The organism is Mesorhizobium sp. P5_C1, assembly GCF_054049815.1.
In genome coordinates this window covers 1-14973 of record NZ_JBFULQ010000105.1, presented here as the reverse complement: position 1 = coordinate 14973, position 14973 = coordinate 1, and the positions used below count along the sequence as shown (strand labels likewise).

Genomic DNA, 14973 nt, shown 5'->3' with positions numbered 1-14973 from the left:
GAAATGCTGGACAAGATCCTGCGCGGCTACGGCTCGCTCGGCAACGACTTCCCGATCAATTCGTCCTATCCGCTGTTCACGGAGATCGAGCAGCGCAAGTACGATCCCGACAAGGCCAAGTTCCACTACAAGAAGTCGGGTCACGACGGCACCGTGCTGCTGAGGACCTCGGACGTCGCCTTCCCGGGCGCTGTCGATGCCTCGCAGCTGTTCCAGCAGAGCGCGGCCAAGGCCGGCATCAAGATCGAGCTCAAGCGCGAGCCCGGCGACGGCTACTGGAACGAGGTCTGGAACAAGCAGCCCTTCTGCGCCTCCTACTGGGGCGGCCGCTCGACGCAGGACCAGATGTACTCGACCGCCTATCTGTCGACCGCCGACTGGAACGACACGCGTTTCAAGCGTCCGGACTTCGACAAGATGGTGCTGGCGGCGCGCGCCGAACTCGACGAGACCAAGCGCAAGCAGATGTACCATGACATGGCTGTCCTGGTGCGCGACGAGGGCGGCCTGATCCTGCCGATGTTCAACCAGTTCATCGATGCGACCGGCGCCAAGGTCGATGGCTGGGTCGATGATCCGCATCAGGAATTGATGAACGGCTACGCCCTGGCGAAGTGCTGGCTCCAGGCCTGAGCCCGGCTTTGCGGATATGTCTTCACCCATCCTGAAGCTAATTGCCCAGCGCGTTGCGCTGGGCATCGTCCTGTTGTTGGCCGTTTCGGTCCTGATCTTCGCCGGCACCCAGATCCTGCCCGGCGACGTCGCGCAAGCCATTCTCGGGCAATCGGCAACACCGGAGTCGCTCGCCAATTTGCGCGAGCAGCTCGGCCTCAACGATCCGGCCTATATCAGGTATTTCCGCTGGCTCGGCGGCGTGCTCACCGGCGATCTTGGCACAGCCATGACGAGCGGCCAGGACATCGCGACGTCGATCAAGGACCGGCTGTGGAACACGCTGTTTCTCGCCTTCTGGGCGGCGATCGTCGCCGTGCCGCTGGCGATTATCCTCGGGCTGATCGCGGTGCGCTACCGCAATGGCTGGGTCGACAAGCTGATCTCCGGACTGGCGCTGGCCTCGACCTCGTTTCCCGAATTCTTCATCGGCTATGTGCTGGTCTATTTCTTTGCCGTGAAATGGCAGATCTTCCCCGGCATTTCGACCGTCTATGACGGCATGCCGTTCGGCGAGCGCATGCAGGCGATCGCCTTGCCGGCGACAGCGCTGACGCTGGTGGTGCTGGCCCACATGATGCGCATGACGCGCGCGGCGATCCTCAACGTCATGCAGTCGGCCTATGTCGAGACGGCCGAACTGAAAGGCCTGTCGGCATTCAACGTCATCCGCAGGCACGCCTTCCCCAACGCGATCGCGCCTATCATCAACGTCGTGATGCTCAACCTCGCCTATCTCATCGTCGGCRTCGTCGTGGTCGAGGTGATCTTCGTCTACCCGGGCATGGGGCAGTATCTCGTCGACCACGTCACCAAGCGCGATGTGCCGGTGGTGCAAGCGGTCGGCCTGATCTTCGCCGCCGTCTACATCAGCCTGAACATCATTGCGGACATAGGGGCTATCGTCGCCAATCCGCGCCTCAGACATCCAAAATAGGGGGCGGATATGCTCGATATCAAACGCATCCCCATCSCCGCGCTGATCGGCATCGTGCTGACGTCACTGTTCGTGCTGGCGGCGCTCTTCGCACCCTGGATCGCGCCGCACGGCAATGGCGAGATCGTCGGCGACGTCTGGGAACCGATGTCGGCAACGCATTGGCTCGGCACCGACAATCTCGGTCGTGATCTCCTGTCGCGCATGATCTACGGCGCTCGCATCACGCTGTTCATCGCCGTGCTTGCCACCGCCCTGTCGTTCTCGCTCGGCGCCATCCTCGGTTTCTCGGCGGCGGTGTTCGGCGGCTGGTTCGACACGCTTTTGTCGCGCCTCGTCGATCTCCTGATGTCGATCCCGACGCTGATCATGGCCCTCGTCGTGCTCTCCGTGCTGCCGACCAACCTGGTGACGCTGATCCTGGTGATGGGCGTTCTGGACTCGACCCGCGTCTATCGCCTGTCACGGGCCGTCGCCGTCGACATCAACGTCATGGACTACGTCGAGGCGGCGAAGCTGCGCGGCGAAGGCAGCGCCTGGATCATTTTCCGCGAGATCCTGCCCAACGCGCTGTCGCCGCTGGTTTCGGAACTCGGCCTGCGTTTCATCTATGCCGTGCTGTTCCTGTCGACGCTGTCGTTCCTCGGCCTTGGCGTCCAGCCGCCGGATGCGGACTGGGGCGGCATGGTCAAGGAAAACAAGGACGGCATCGTCTTCGGCATCGCAGCCGCGCTCATCCCGGCGGCGGCAATCGCCATGCTGGCGATTTCCGTCAACCTGGTTGCGGACTGGGTGCTCAACCGGACGACCAGCCTGAAGGGAGGACGCGGGTGATGGCTGACAGCAAAGCGAACTCTGGCCTCCTGCTCGACATCCGCAATCTGCGCATCGAAGCCACTGTCTTCCCGCCAGGCGAGCCGCCGAAGAACATCGTGCTGGTGCACGACGTCTCGCTGACTCTGCAAAAGGGCAAGGTGCTTGGCCTGATCGGCGAATCCGGCGCCGGCAAGTCGACCATCGGCCTCTCGTCCATGGGCTATGGCCGCGGTGGCGTGCGCATCACCGGCGGCGAGGTGATCCTCAACGGCCGCGACATCCTCAAGGGCGGCAAGGACGGCTTCCGCAAGCTTCGCGGCCGTGAGGTCTGCTACGTCGCGCAATCGGCGGCCGCCGCCTTCAACCCGGCGCACAAGCTGATGGACCAGGTGGTGGAAGCCACCCTGCTGCACGGTACGGCGACACGCGCCGAGGCGGAGAAGCGCGCCGTTGCGCTGTTCAAGAAGCTCAGCCTGCCCAACCCCGAAACCATCGGCGAGCGCTTTCCGCACCAGGTCTCGGGCGGCCAGCTGCAGCGCGTGATGACGGCGATGGCGCTCTGCTCCGAGCCGGACCTGATCGTCTTCGACGAACCGACCACGGCGCTCGACGTGACGACGCAGATCGACGTGCTGGCTGCGATCAAGGACGCCATCCGCGACACGCATGTGGCGGCGCTCTACATCACCCACGACCTTGCCGTCGTCGCTCAGGTCTCGGACGAGATCATGGTGCTGCGCCATGGCCGGCTGGTCGAATGGGGTGGCACGCGCCAGATCATCAAGGAGCCTCGCCAGGAGTACACCAACGCGCTGGTGTCGGTGCATGAGATCGAGCACGCCGAGCAGAAGCCCGGCACGACGCCGTTCCTGTCGGTGAAGAACGTCACCGCCGCCTATGGCCGCAGCCATATCAAGGTGCTGAAGAACGTCTCGGTCGACATCTATCCGGGCCAGACGCTGGCCGTGGTCGGCGAATCCGGCTCCGGCAAGTCGACGCTGGCGCGCGCCATCACCGGGCTTTTGCCGCCGGAAGAAGGAACCGTCACCTTCGATGGGCGCCCGCTGGCAAACCGGCTGGCCGACCGGCCGAAGGAGGATCTGCGTCAGTTGCAGATGATCTACCAGATGGCCGACGTGGCGATGAACCCGCGCCAGACCGTCGGCACCATTATCGGCCGGCCGCTGGAATTCTATTTCGGCATACGCGGCCGCGAGCGCGACAAACGCGTCGCCGAACTGCTCGACAAGATCGAGATGGGCAAGGGCTTTTCCGATCGCTACCCGGCCGAGCTTTCCGGCGGCCAGAAGCAGCGCGTCTGCATCGCCCGTTCGCTCGCCGCCAAGCCGAAGCTGATCATCTGCGACGAGGTGACATCGGCGCTCGACCCGCTGGTTGCGCATGGCATCCTGAAGCTGCTGCTCGAGCTGCAGAAGGAGGAGAACGTCGCCTATCTGTTCATCACCCATGACCTCGCCACGGTGAAGTCGATCGCCGATTCGATCGCGGTGATGTATCGCGGCGAAGTGGTGCGCTATGGCCCGAAGAGCAAGGTGTTGAGCCCGCCCTTCGACGACTATACCGACCTTCTCCTGTCGTCGGTGCCAGAGATGGAGATCGGCTGGCTGGAAAAGGCGATCAAGGGACGGCGCATGGCGAGCGCGGGAAACTAGGGCAATTCCGGGAAAAGTGTGCGCCGTTTCCCGTCCGGAACTGCGTCAGAGCAGGGATAGACCCGACCCGCTGGTCCAGGCACGCCTGCCGTCATCCGCATGCAACACTAGATTGCCACACGTCCCTTTGGACGGGCGCCGCCCGTGTGACGTTGTTTTAGAAAAGGGGGTAGGACATGAACACTGAACTCGACCATCTCGCTGAACTCGCCGGACAGGGCCGGATATCGCGTCGCGACTTCCTCGGCCGTACCGCGGCACTTGGCGTCTCGGCGGCACTGGCCACGACGTTGGCCGGCAAGGCCTTCGCCCAGACGCCGGTCAAGGGCGGCATCATCAAGGCCGGACTGCAAGGCGGCGAATCGACCAACAGCCTCGACCCGGCGCTGAACCTCAGCCAGGTCACCTACAATTTCGGCAAGCAGTGGGGCGAATTCCTCGTGCGCCTGACACCCGAAGGCGGCGTCCAGAACCTGATCGCCGAGGAGATCGGTGCTTCCGATGACGCCAAGACCTGGACCATCAAGGTGCGCGACGGCATCGAATTCCACAACGGCAAAACCGTAACCGCCGAGGATGTCGCGGCCACGCTTGAGCGCCACGCCGACGAAAAATCGAAATCGGGCGCGCTCGGCGTGCTGAAGAACATCAAAGCCATCAAGCCGAGCGGCAAGGAAGTGATCGTCACGCTCGGCGACGCCGATGCCGACTTCCCCTATCTGATGGCCGACTACCACCTTGTCATCCAGCCGAATGGCGGCAAGGACAATCCCAACGCCGGCATCAGCGCCGGGCCTTACAAGGTCACCGTCAACCAGCCCGGCGTGCGCCATGGCGGCGAGCGCTTCGCCAATTACTGGCAGGGCGACAAGCTGGGCCATGCCGACCAGATCGAGATCGTCGTCATCAACGACGCGACCGCGCGGCTGGCTGCCTTGCAAGGTGGACAGGTGCAGCTGATCAACCGCGTCGAGCCGAAAGTGGTCGATCTGGTCAAGCGCATCCCCGGCGTCACCATCGAGAACGTGTCGGGCCGAGGCTACTATCCGTTCAACATGTTCTGCGACACCGCGCCCTTCGACAACAGCGACCTGAGGATGGCGCTGAAGCTGGCCATGGACCGCGATGAATTGCTGGAGAAGATCCTGCGCGGCTATGGCTCGGTCGGTAACGACTTCCCGATCAACGAAGCCTATCCGCTGTTTTCGAGCGATATCGAACAGCGTAAGTTCGACCCGGAAAAGGCTGCGGCAGCCTACAAGAAGTCCGGCCACAGCGGCTCGATCCTGCTGCGCACCTCCGACGTCGCCTTCCCAGGCGCCGTCGATGCGGCCCAGCTCTACCAGCAGTCCTGCGCCAAGGCCGGCATCAAGATCGAGATCAAGCGAGAGCCCGGCGACGGCTACTGGTCGGAGGTCTGGAACAAGCAGCCCTTCTCGCTCTCCTATTGGGGTGGGCGGCCGACGCAGGACCAGATGTATTCCACCGGTTATGTCTCGACCGCCGACTGGAACGACACGCGTTTCAAGCGGCCGGAATTTGACAAGATGCTGTTCACCGCCCGCGCCGAACTCGACCAGGCCAAGCGCAAGGCGATCTACCACGACATGGCGGTGCTGATGCGCGACGAAGGCGGGCTGATCGTGCCGTTCTTCAACCAGTTCATCGAYGCTGCCGCCACCAACAAGATCGCCGGCTACGTCAAGAACCCGAACGGCGAGATGATGGACGGTTATGCCCTTGGCGCGTGCTGGCTGACCGCCTAGCCTATCCTTGGTTCATAAACGGAACGCCGTGTGCCCAGCGGTGCACGGCGTTCTGATTTCAACTGGTCAATCGCAGGGAGCCGCCCGTGGCGCTCAAGACAAAACTTTTGCTGATCATCCTCGATGGCGTCCCCTACAGGAACTGGCGCCGGCTGATGGGCAATCTCGAGGGCTGGGTGCAATCGGGCGAGGCAAGCGTCTGGAAGATGCGCTCGGTGCTGCCGTCGACCTCCGCCTGCTGCTACGCCTCGATCCACACCGGGGTTTCGCCGCAGGTGCATGGCATCCTGTCCAACGAGAACCGGTTCCGCGTCGAACAACCCGACATCTTCTCCGAAGTCAGCAAGGCTGGTGGCAAGACGGGTGCGGTGACCCATTCCTATTGGTCGGAATTCTTCCGCGCCCATCCCTTCGACCTGGTCGAGGACATGGAATTCGACGAGCCGGGTGGACCGATCACGCATGGGCGGTTCCACACCATGACCGGCTACAATCTTCGCAACCAGATGACGCCGAGCGACGTCGATTTGTTCGCGACGCTGACCATGCTGACCAGGCGCCACGGCATCGATTACGGCATCCTGCACACCTGTACGCTGGACTCGATGGGCCACCGCTTCGGCCATGACTGTCACGAGATGGATCATGCCGTCTATGCGATGGACGGCATGCTGGCCGCCTTCCTGCCGCGCTGGATCGAGGCTGGCTACGAGGTCATGGTCACCGCCGACCACGGCCAGACCGATCGCGGCCACCATGGCGGCCATGACGACGAGATGCAGGATTTCGCGCTGTATTATTTCGGGCCCGGCAAGGGTCCGCAGGCCGAGACGCTGCTCGACCAGCTGCAACTGGCGCCGACCATCTTGAGCCGCCTCGGGGTGCCGGTGCCGGCGACAATGAAGGCCAAGTCTTTCCTGGACTGAAGGGGTGCCGGCGACGCACGCCAACATTGAAAATAAATAGCGAACGCCGACGCCGCCCCTCATCCGCCTGCCGACACCTTCTCCGGTACAGGAACGTGGAGAAGGGATGGTCTGGCAACCGCCCGACTCTTCGGTTAGCCTCCGCGAATTCCTTGGCGGAGGATGAACCTTTTTGGACCGATCAGCGACAGAGCAGACAGGAGCCAGGCGGCTCGACCGGCCATGACGGCAGCGACGGAGACCGATCGCGCTCTTGTCGACCGGGTCGCGAAGGGCGACCGTGCCGCCGTGCGGCTCCTGTTCATGCGTCACCACGCGCGGGTCTACCGCTTCGTGGCGCGCCAGACGGGATCGGAAATGATGGCAGACGACATCGCGAACGAGGTGTTCCTCGAACTGTGGCGGCAGGCGCCAGCCTTCGAGGGGCGCTCCGAAGTCTCGACATGGCTGCTCGGCATCGCCCGGTTCAAGGCGCTGTCTTCGCTGCGCAAGAAAAAGGAAGACTGGATCGACGACGAGGCTGCCGCCGCGGTGCCCGACAGCGCCGACACGCCGGAAGTCGTCACCATGAAGGAAGACAAGGCTGCCGCCCTGCGACGCTTCGTCGACGCGTTGCCGGAAGAGCACCGCACGGTGATCGATCTTGCCTATTATCATGGGCAGTCGGTGGGCGAGATCGGCGAGGTGCTCGGCATTCCGGTCGCGACCGTCAAGACCCGAATGTTCTACGCCCGCAAGAAACTCGGCGAGGCCCTGAAGGCCGCCGGTTACGACAGGGGGTGGCCATGAGCGCCGCTGAAAAGATGTCGCGCCGCGACGAAATGGAAACGCTGCTGCCGTTCTATCTGAACGGCTCGCTGGAAGGCTCGGACCTGGAAGCCGTCGAGGAATGGCTGGCCAGCGATCCCGCGGCGCTGGCCGCCCTTGGCGAGGCCGAAGCCGAATTCTCCGGCACCACCGCCGCCAACGAAGCGATCCGCCCGCCGGCCGATGCGCTGAGCCGCTTCGCCAAAGCGCTCGACGCCGAGGCCGGACCTGCACGCGCGTCCGCGGGCGCGTCCTGGCTGGCGCAGGCATGGGGCCGCTTCATGGCGGTGCCGGTCGGTGTCGCCTGGGCGGCGGCCGCGGTTCTGCTGGCGCTGATCATCGTGCAGTCGTTTGTTCAGCCCGGCGGCAAGGGTAAGGATTTCGAGATTGCCGGGGCGGAAGGCGATCTGGCGAAAATGCCGTTCGCCCTGGTCAAGTTCAAGCCGGATGCAAGGATGTCCGATATTTCGGGCTTTCTGGGCAATAACGGGCTGAAGATCATCGGCGGACCGACCGCCGATGGCGTGTTCCGGCTTGGTATTCCCGCCGCCAACGCCGCCGACTACACCAAGCAGCTCGGCCTTATTGCCGCCCAGCCTTTCACCGAGACTGTGATCGAGGGAAGGAAACCGGTTGATGGCGGCTGAGGCGGCGGTCATTCGATTTGCGGCAATCCTGGCGGCGGCGATGACAATCGCCGCCGTGCCTGCGTCGGCGCAGACCAACGCCACCAACCCCGATCCGACGAAAATCGACTGCAGCGACGCGAGCAATGCGGCAAGCGCCGACTGCGCCAAGGATGGCAGCGACACAAAGAACGGATCGGGCGCGGCGCAGCCCGGCGCTGTTTTCCTGCCAGCCCTGATCGTCGACCTGTTCCCCAATCCGGTTGCCCCCCCGGCACTGCCGCCGACACCACGGTCGGATCCGGCGACGCCGCCTGCCGACAGCCAGGCCGGCCCGCCGCCTGGCGGCCCGATCGTCTCGCCGACCGATCTCATCGCCGTTCTGCCGCCGCGCGCGGTGGCCGGCGATTTCGTGCCGGACGAGGTGCTGGTGACAGTCGACGGCGATGCCGGCGCGGTGCAGCAGATCGCCGCGTCCTACGGCCTCCAGGTGCGCTCGCAGCGCCAGTCGCTGCTGCTTGGCACCACGCTGGTGCGGTTCGGCATTCCCGACGGCCGCCCCGTCGGCGTCGTGCTGGCGCAATTGGCCGCCGACGGCCGCACCCAGCGACGCGAACCCAACCATGTCTATTCGCTGCAGCAGGCCGCCAACATCGTCAATTATGCCTTCGAGCGCATCGCGCTCGATTCCAAACAGGCCAGCGGCGAAAACGTCCGCATCGCGGTGATCGACACCGGTATCGACGACAGCAATCCGGCGCTCTCAGGCGTAATCGCCGGGCAGTTCGACGCCATGCCCGACGTGCCGATCGAAAAGCGCGATCACGGCACTTCGGTCGACGGTCTGATCGCTGGCGTCGGCGCGCTGGAGGGCATGGCGCCCGGCGCCAGGATCTATCACGCCCGCGCCTTCGAGGGCGGCAAGTCGACCATGGACGTCATCCTGTCGGCCCTCGACTGGGCGGCGAGCCAGGACGTACGCATCATCAACATGAGCTTCGTCGGACCGAAGAACGACCTGCTCGGAGTCGCCTGCCGCAATGCGCGGGCGCTCGGCATCGTGCTGGTCGCCGCCGCCGGCAACAACGGGCCGAAGGCGCCCTATGGCTACCCGGCGGCATTCGACGGCGTCATCGCGGTGACCGCCACCGACGCCAAGGATGGGCTGATGCCGCAGGCCAATCGCGGAGCCTATGTCTTCATCTCGGCGCCTGGCGTCGAGATGGTGGCGCCGAGCGGCGCCGGCTCGGACGTGGTCACCGGCACCTCGTTCGCGGCAGCGATCGTGACCGGCGCCATTGCCAATCTCATCCATGCCGCGCCCGACCGCTCGGCCGACGGCATCGAGAAGGCGCTGGCGGCAACGGCCAGGGATCTCGGCCCCAAGGGGCGCGACAATGATTTCGGCTACGGCCTGCTCGACATCAAGGCCGCCGAGGCGGCGAAGGAGTAGTCCGCGACGGCTCAAGTCGCGGTTTGGGACGCGCCAGAAAATAGAATGCGGCGATGTGCGTGATCATCAGCAGCGGAACATAGATGACCGGGATCGCGTAGGTGGCGCCCAATTCCCCCGCGCGAGCGGGAAGGTCGATCTGGACGGCATGGTAATAGTCGATGATGAGGTCAACTATCCCGACGAGATTGAAGGCGACGACGAACGCCCAGAACAGCTGAGGTATCCTCACCGTGAGCAGCGACAGCATGGCCAGCACCCCGGTTGCGAAGTCGCCATAGGCGGCGAACACGGCGAAGCTGGCCGGCAGATCGGGGCTGACGACGCCCGGGACGAGGAAGACGAGCCCGAAGAAGCGGAAGCTGTGCAAGGTAGCAATAGCGCGTTGCGCCGCGACCCTGTCCATCGATCTCAGCCACGGCAGACCGTAGGCACGGAGGCAAAGCAGCCACGCGACATAGCCCAGAACGAGATGGGTTTGGAACAGGACTTCTGTAGACATTTGACCTCCTCAACGGTTGGTTCACACAACCTCGAACACCGCGGTCAGGACGCCGAGCCGCCCTTCCATGAGATTTCGTCCCAGGTTGGCCGCAAGCTCCGCGAAGTCCTGCCCCATCACCACGCCGAGATTTGGCGAAGGCGGCGGTCCCGAAACGCGGAGCTGTGCGAACCAGGCCTTGGCGACCTCGGTGTCGTCTTGCCATGCCAATATGCGGAAGCCGGCTGGTTCGATCGCTTCGCGCGTCGCACTGATTGTCAGGAGAAAGCTCGTCGCCGGCGTTCGCGCCCAGGGGAGCGGATAGCGTGGCTCGCCGACGCCCGACACGACGTCGAAGGTGGCAAACCTGCCGCCTGGCTTCAGCACGCGCCTAATCCCGCGATAGAGCTGCGCCCGGTCGGAGATGTTCATCGCCACATGCTGCAGCAGCACGATGTCGAAACGGCCATCATCGAATGGGAGCTCCCGTGCACTGGCGGTCTGGAACGACAGCTGCCCGCTCTGTCCCGTGCGGTCGGTCAGATAACGCGCGGCATCCACGAAAGGCTCGCTGATATCCACGCCAGTGACCCGGCAACCATAGGTCGCGGCCAGGAAGCGCGCCGGCCCGCCGATGCCCGAACCGACGTCCAGCACTGACATGCCGGCGGCGATCCCCGCCAATTGGGCAAGCTCGGCGGTGGCGGCAAGCCCACGGGTATGAAATTGGTCAAGGGCGCCCAATTGCTGGGGCGTGAGAAGTTGATCATCCGGGCCAAGGGCAGCCAGTACCGTCTTCAGCCGCTCAGTCAGGCCGGTCGCGCGATAGTGGTCGCGCACTCCATCAAGTTCATCGGTCATTGCAAGATGTCTCCAGGCTTCACCTCCTACCTAAGCCCGCTTCCATAATTCGACTATCCGCTGTAATCACAACAACCCATGAAGCAGAACTACACAGTCCGACACGGTGCGCTGGAGGGCGTCGAGGCGTTCCTGGCTGTCGCCAGGCACCGCAACTTCCGCCGTGCCGCCGCGGATCTCGGCGTGACGCCGTCCGCCGTGAGCCAGGCGGTGCGCGCGCTGGAAGCGCGTATGGGCACGGCGCTGTTCGTCCGCACGACGCGCAGCGTCGGCTTGACCGAGCCTGGCCAACGGTTCCTCGACCGTGCCGGCCCTGCCTTCGAGGAACTCGTCGCTGCCGGCGAGGCGGTGCGCGACGCCAGCCAGCGGCCGACCGGGCTGCTGCGCCTGTCCGTGCCCCGCGCCGTCGTGCCATTGATCCTGGAGCCGATGATCGCATCGTTCTGCCGAGCCTATCCCGAGATCGAGCTGGAGATCGCCGCGAGCGACGAGATGGTCGATCTCGCGACCGGCGGGTTCGATGCCGGTATCCGCCTTGGCCAGTTCATCGCGGCTGACATGGTGGCGGTGCGGCTCACGCCGCCGTTCGCGTTCGTGGTCGTCGGCAGCCCTGACTATCTCGAGCGCCACGGCCGCCCCGAGCGTGTCGACGACTTGCGCCACCACGCCTGCTTGCGCTTGCGCCGTTCGAACGGCGCGATCGCGCCCTGGTCCTTCGTCGACGGCAACGAGGCGATCGAGGCGATGGTCTCAGGCCCGTTGATCGCACACGACTATCCGACGCTGCTTGGTGCCGCCATGCAGGGCGTCGGGCTGGCGCAGACGCCTCGACCCGTTGCCGAAGGTCCGATCGCCGAAGGAAAACTCACGTCGGTTCTGGACGGCGTTGCAGGTTCGACGCCGGGCGTCTTCCTCTATCATCCCGGCAAGCGCCAGGTCTTGCCGAAGCTGCGCGCCTTCATCGACCACCTCAAATCCCCAGCCTGAGACGCCGGCGAACCGTCGTTGGGAGTTGTCCGGTCCCTAGGCCGGCGCACCGGCGACCGAGCCTCGGACCACCAGGTCGACCGGCCAGACCTCGCCGCGGGCGCCCTCTTCCAGCCCGGAGATCCGCGCTGCCAGCCGCTCGGCGACGCGCGCACCGGCGAGACGGATCGACGAGCGCGTCGTCGACAGCGGCACGGAGAAATTCTCCGGCCTCAGCCAGGGAAAGACGTCGTCATGGGCGATCAGCGATACGTCGCCTGGGATGGTCAGGCCGAGATCGCGCACCGCGCGCACCACGCCCAGCGCCATGATCAGGCTGGAGCAGACGATTGCTGTCGGCGCATCGCCCGCCTCCAGCAAGCGCCTGGTGGCGCGATAGCCGTTCTCCTCGGTCATGACCACCGAGCAGACATGGCGTTCGCCCAATGCCAGCCCGCTCGCCGCCAGCGCTCGGCGCACGCCGCGCTCGCGATGGATGGCAAAGGTCTCGCGGTCGTCGCCGTTGATCAGCGCCAGCCGCCGGTGGCCGAGCTGGATCAGCAGCCGCGACGCCTCGTGAAAGGCGCCCTCATTGTCGATGTCGGTGAACGGATAGTCGAAATCGAAGCCTTCGCTGCGGCCATGCACGATGAAGGGAATGCCGAGCGTGTTGACCAGCCCCACGCGGCGGTCGGCGGGCCTCGGCGAGGAGATATAGACGGCGTCGACCTGCCGGTTGGCGACGATGCGCCGGTAGGTCGTTTCTTGGTCGTCGGCGTCGGCCGGCGACAGCACCAGGTCCAATTCATGCGAGCGGGCATAGTCGCCGAGGCCGGATAGGAACTCGACGAAATGCGGATCGATATCGACGGACGCACCGGTCGGCAGGACATAGCCGATCATTCCGGTCTTGCCCGTCGCCAGCCGGCGCGCGCTGGGGTTGGGGCGATAGCCGTGGCGCTTGGCGGCATCCATCACACGCCGGCGCGTCTCCTCGTTGACCTCGGGATAGCCGTTCAAGGCACGGCTACCGTGGTCTGCGAAAGCGCCAGCATATGGGCGAGCTGCTTGAGGTTCACAGGAGGCCTCCGCGCCTCAAAGCGCTTTTAATTCGATTGGATCCGAGCGCCACGCGGGACGCTGCAATTTGATGACAAGCATAGGCGCGCTTTGGGCGAGTTTGAAACAAAAATTGCTGCTGCACCGCCATAAATACATGCTGCAGCGCACTTTTTACACGTCGCCAGCTCAAAATTAAATCGATTAGCCGGTCACCCTCTTGACTTCCGAGCGATTCAATGGCGAGATCGAAAAAGCCAAAGCGCTTTGGAAGACTCTTCGAAAGGTTGCGGTTCCTTTCCGACTGAGTCACAGTCCTGCGGCGTCGGCGGGCGGAATGGAGGTTCCGTCCGGTGTTTGTGGCCCACTGGGAGGAATACCGATGAAGAAAATGCTTTTGCTGGGTGCTGCGTTTGCCACGCTCGCCCTGAACGCGCCCGCGCATGCCGAACTGAAGTTCAAGCCGGGCGAGGATCCCCGCTTCAACTGGGCGAATTACGAAGAGCTCAAGAAAGTCGATCTCAAGGGTGAGACGCTGTCGATCTTCGGACCGTGGCGCGGTGAGGACGAAGGCCTGGTGCGCGGCGTTCTCGACTATTTCTCGGAAGCCACCGGCGTCGAGATCAAATACTCCTCCTCGGAGAACTATGAACAGCAGATCGTCATCGACACGCAGGCCGGCAGTCCGCCCAACATCGCCGTGCTGCCGCAGCCGGGCCTGATCCAGGACCTGGCATCGAAGGGCCTGCTGACGCCACTGGGCGACGACACCGCCAAATGGGTCAAGGACAATTACGGCGCCGGCCAGTCGTGGGTCGACCTCGGCACCTTCAAGGACAAGGACGGCAAGCCGGGCTTTTTCGCCTTCCCCTACAAGGCCGACGTGAAGTCGCTGGTCTGGTACTCGCCGGATAATTTCGAGGAAGCCGGCTACAAGGTACCGAAGACGCAGGAAGAACTCGCCGATCTCGAAAAGAAGATCATCGCCGATGGCGRCAAGCCGTGGTGCATCGGCCTCGGCTCCGGCGGCGCCACCGGCTGGCCGGCGACCGACTGGGTCGAAGACCTGATGCTGCGGACCCAGACGCCTGACGTCTACGACAAATGGGTGAAGAACGAGATCCCGTTCAACGATCCCGCCGTGGTGAACGCCATCGACATCTTCGGTAAGATCGCGACCGACGACAAGATGGTCGACGGCGGCGCCAAGGCGGTTGCGGCGACCGATTTCCGCGATAGCCCGAAGGGCCTCTTCTCAGTGCCGCCCAAGTGCTACCTGCACCATCAGGCGTCGTTCATTCCGACCTTCTTCCCGGAAGGCACCAAGGTCGGCCAGGACGCGGACTTCTTCTACTTCCCGCCCTATGCCTCCAAGCCTGAACTGGGCACGCCGGTGCTCGGCGCCGGTACGCTGGCGATGATAACGAAAGATAGCAAGAGCGCCCGCGCGTTCATCGAATTCCTGAAGATGCCGCTAGCTCACGAGATCTGGATGGCCGAGGGCGGTTTCGTGACGCCGTTCAAGGGTGTCAACAAGGCTGCCTATGCCAGCGACGCGCTGAGGAAGCAGGGCGAAATCCTCGCCAATGCCTCGACCTTCCGCTTCGACGGTTCCGACCTGATGCCGGGCAAGATCGGCGCCGGCGCCTTCTGGACCGGCATGATCGACCTGGTCGGCGGCAAGTCCGCGCAGGATGTCGCCACCGACATCCAGAAGAGCTGGGACGCGATCAAGTAGCGGTCGGCAAGCAGGGGCCCGTCCGGCTCGGCGATCAAACGGCCGAGCCTGCCATTCTCGCACTGGATCCGGACCCTGCCGGCCCGGATCCGACGGCGGCCCGTGCCGCAGCCTTTCGTCATGAGCGCATTGACATAAAGCGCGATCGGCATGCGAGCAGGTTTCCGCCGCCGACGACGCTCCAACAACTGA

At 64.3% G+C, this 14973-nt stretch carries 13 protein-coding genes and 1 pseudogene; 11 read left to right on the top strand and 3 right to left on the bottom strand.

Annotated features, from left to right (window positions below; translation table 11 throughout):
- From ACXJ7R_RS11505 to ACXJ7R_RS11465, 9 genes are all read left to right on the top strand, one after another.
- A partial coding sequence (locus tag ACXJ7R_RS11505; RefSeq protein WP_457151939.1) for an ABC transporter substrate-binding protein occupies positions 1-633 on the top strand: 633 nt, incomplete at its 5' end.
- A 16-nt stretch (positions 634-649) separates the two neighbouring features.
- Positions 650-1609 carry an ABC transporter permease gene (locus ACXJ7R_RS11500; RefSeq protein ID WP_457151938.1) on the top strand — a complete coding sequence of 320 codons (960 nt, stop codon included), beginning with the start codon at positions 650-652 and terminating at the stop codon, positions 1607-1609.
- A gap of 9 nt (positions 1610-1618) precedes the next feature.
- Positions 1619-2443 carry an ABC transporter permease gene (locus ACXJ7R_RS11495; RefSeq protein WP_457151937.1) on the top strand — a complete coding sequence of 275 codons (825 nt, stop codon included), beginning with the start codon at positions 1619-1621 and terminating at the stop codon, positions 2441-2443.
- On the top strand, positions 2443-4098 hold the full coding sequence (locus tag ACXJ7R_RS11490; RefSeq protein WP_095083048.1) for an ABC transporter ATP-binding protein: 1656 nt from the start codon (positions 2443-2445) through the stop codon (positions 4096-4098). The genes ACXJ7R_RS11495 and ACXJ7R_RS11490 overlap by 1 nt, the downstream gene beginning before the upstream one ends.
- 176 nt (positions 4099-4274) lie before the next feature.
- Positions 4275-5864 carry an ABC transporter substrate-binding protein gene (locus ACXJ7R_RS11485; RefSeq protein ID WP_457151936.1) on the top strand — a complete coding sequence of 530 codons (1590 nt, stop codon included), beginning with the start codon at positions 4275-4277 and terminating at the stop codon, positions 5862-5864.
- Between the two features lie 86 nt (positions 5865-5950).
- The gene (locus tag ACXJ7R_RS11480) at positions 5951-6790 is read left to right on the top strand and encodes an alkaline phosphatase family protein (RefSeq protein ID WP_457151935.1); all 840 of its coding nucleotides are present in this window, start codon (positions 5951-5953) and stop codon (positions 6788-6790) included.
- 222 nt (positions 6791-7012) lie between these two features.
- Entirely contained in the window at positions 7013-7579 is a 567-nt protein-coding gene (locus ACXJ7R_RS11475; RefSeq protein ID WP_457151934.1) for a sigma-70 family RNA polymerase sigma factor, read from the top strand.
- Positions 7576-8244, top strand: coding sequence for an anti-sigma factor (locus ACXJ7R_RS11470; protein ID WP_457151933.1), 669 nt, complete (start codon positions 7576-7578; stop codon positions 8242-8244). The genes ACXJ7R_RS11475 and ACXJ7R_RS11470 overlap by 4 nt, the downstream gene beginning before the upstream one ends.
- The gene (locus tag ACXJ7R_RS11465) at positions 8234-9676 is read left to right on the top strand and encodes a S8 family serine peptidase (protein WP_457151932.1); all 1443 of its coding nucleotides are present in this window, start codon (positions 8234-8236) and stop codon (positions 9674-9676) included. Before ACXJ7R_RS11470 ends, ACXJ7R_RS11465 begins: the two co-directional genes overlap by 11 nt.
- On the opposite strand, the gene ACXJ7R_RS11460 is transcribed toward ACXJ7R_RS11465, so the two are convergent.
- Together ACXJ7R_RS11460 and ACXJ7R_RS11455 are read right to left on the bottom strand one after the other, a co-directional pair.
- The gene (locus tag ACXJ7R_RS11460; RefSeq protein ID WP_457151931.1) at positions 9648-10178 is read right to left on the bottom strand and encodes a hypothetical protein; all 531 of its coding nucleotides are present in this window, start codon (positions 10176-10178) and stop codon (positions 9648-9650) included. The genes ACXJ7R_RS11465 and ACXJ7R_RS11460 overlap by 29 nt on opposite strands.
- A gap of 21 nt (positions 10179-10199) precedes the next feature.
- A complete protein-coding gene (locus ACXJ7R_RS11455) occupies positions 10200-11018 on the bottom strand; it encodes a class I SAM-dependent methyltransferase (protein WP_457151930.1) in 819 nt (272 codons plus the stop codon).
- 78 nt (positions 11019-11096) lie between these two features.
- Between ACXJ7R_RS11455 and ACXJ7R_RS11450 the strand changes: the two genes are divergently transcribed.
- The gene (locus tag ACXJ7R_RS11450) at positions 11097-12005 is read left to right on the top strand and encodes a LysR family transcriptional regulator (protein ID WP_457151929.1); all 909 of its coding nucleotides are present in this window, start codon (positions 11097-11099) and stop codon (positions 12003-12005) included.
- A gap of 36 nt (positions 12006-12041) precedes the next feature.
- Here ACXJ7R_RS11450 and ACXJ7R_RS11445 read toward each other — a convergent pair.
- Positions 12042-13063: pseudogene (locus ACXJ7R_RS11445) on the bottom strand (substrate-binding domain-containing protein).
- Between the two features lie 362 nt (positions 13064-13425).
- Here ACXJ7R_RS11445 and ACXJ7R_RS11440 point away from each other — a divergent pair.
- Positions 13426-14781, top strand: a complete 1356-nt coding sequence (locus tag ACXJ7R_RS11440) for an ABC transporter substrate-binding protein (RefSeq protein WP_457151928.1) — start codon at positions 13426-13428, stop codon at positions 14779-14781.
- Positions 14782-14973: the final 192 nt, after the last annotated feature.

Coding starts and splice junctions, on each gene's coding strand:
- ACXJ7R_RS11490 (WP_095083048.1), top strand. CDS start 2,443: ATGGCTGACAGCAAAGCGAACTCTGGCCTCCTGCTCGACATCCGCAAT.
- ACXJ7R_RS11475 (WP_457151934.1), top strand. CDS start 7,013: ATGACGGCAGCGACGGAGACCGATCGCGCTCTTGTCGACCGGGTCGCG.
- ACXJ7R_RS11470 (WP_457151933.1), top strand. CDS start 7,576: ATGAGCGCCGCTGAAAAGATGTCGCGCCGCGACGAAATGGAAACGCTG.
- ACXJ7R_RS11465 (WP_457151932.1), top strand. CDS start 8,234: ATGGCGGCTGAGGCGGCGGTCATTCGATTTGCGGCAATCCTGGCGGCG.
- ACXJ7R_RS11460 (WP_457151931.1), bottom strand. CDS start 10,178: ATGTCTACAGAAGTCCTGTTCCAAACCCATCTCGTTCTGGGCTATGTC.
- ACXJ7R_RS11455 (WP_457151930.1), bottom strand. CDS start 11,018: ATGACCGATGAACTTGATGGAGTGCGCGACCACTATCGCGCGACCGGC.
- ACXJ7R_RS11450 (WP_457151929.1), top strand. CDS start 11,097: ATGAAGCAGAACTACACAGTCCGACACGGTGCGCTGGAGGGCGTCGAG.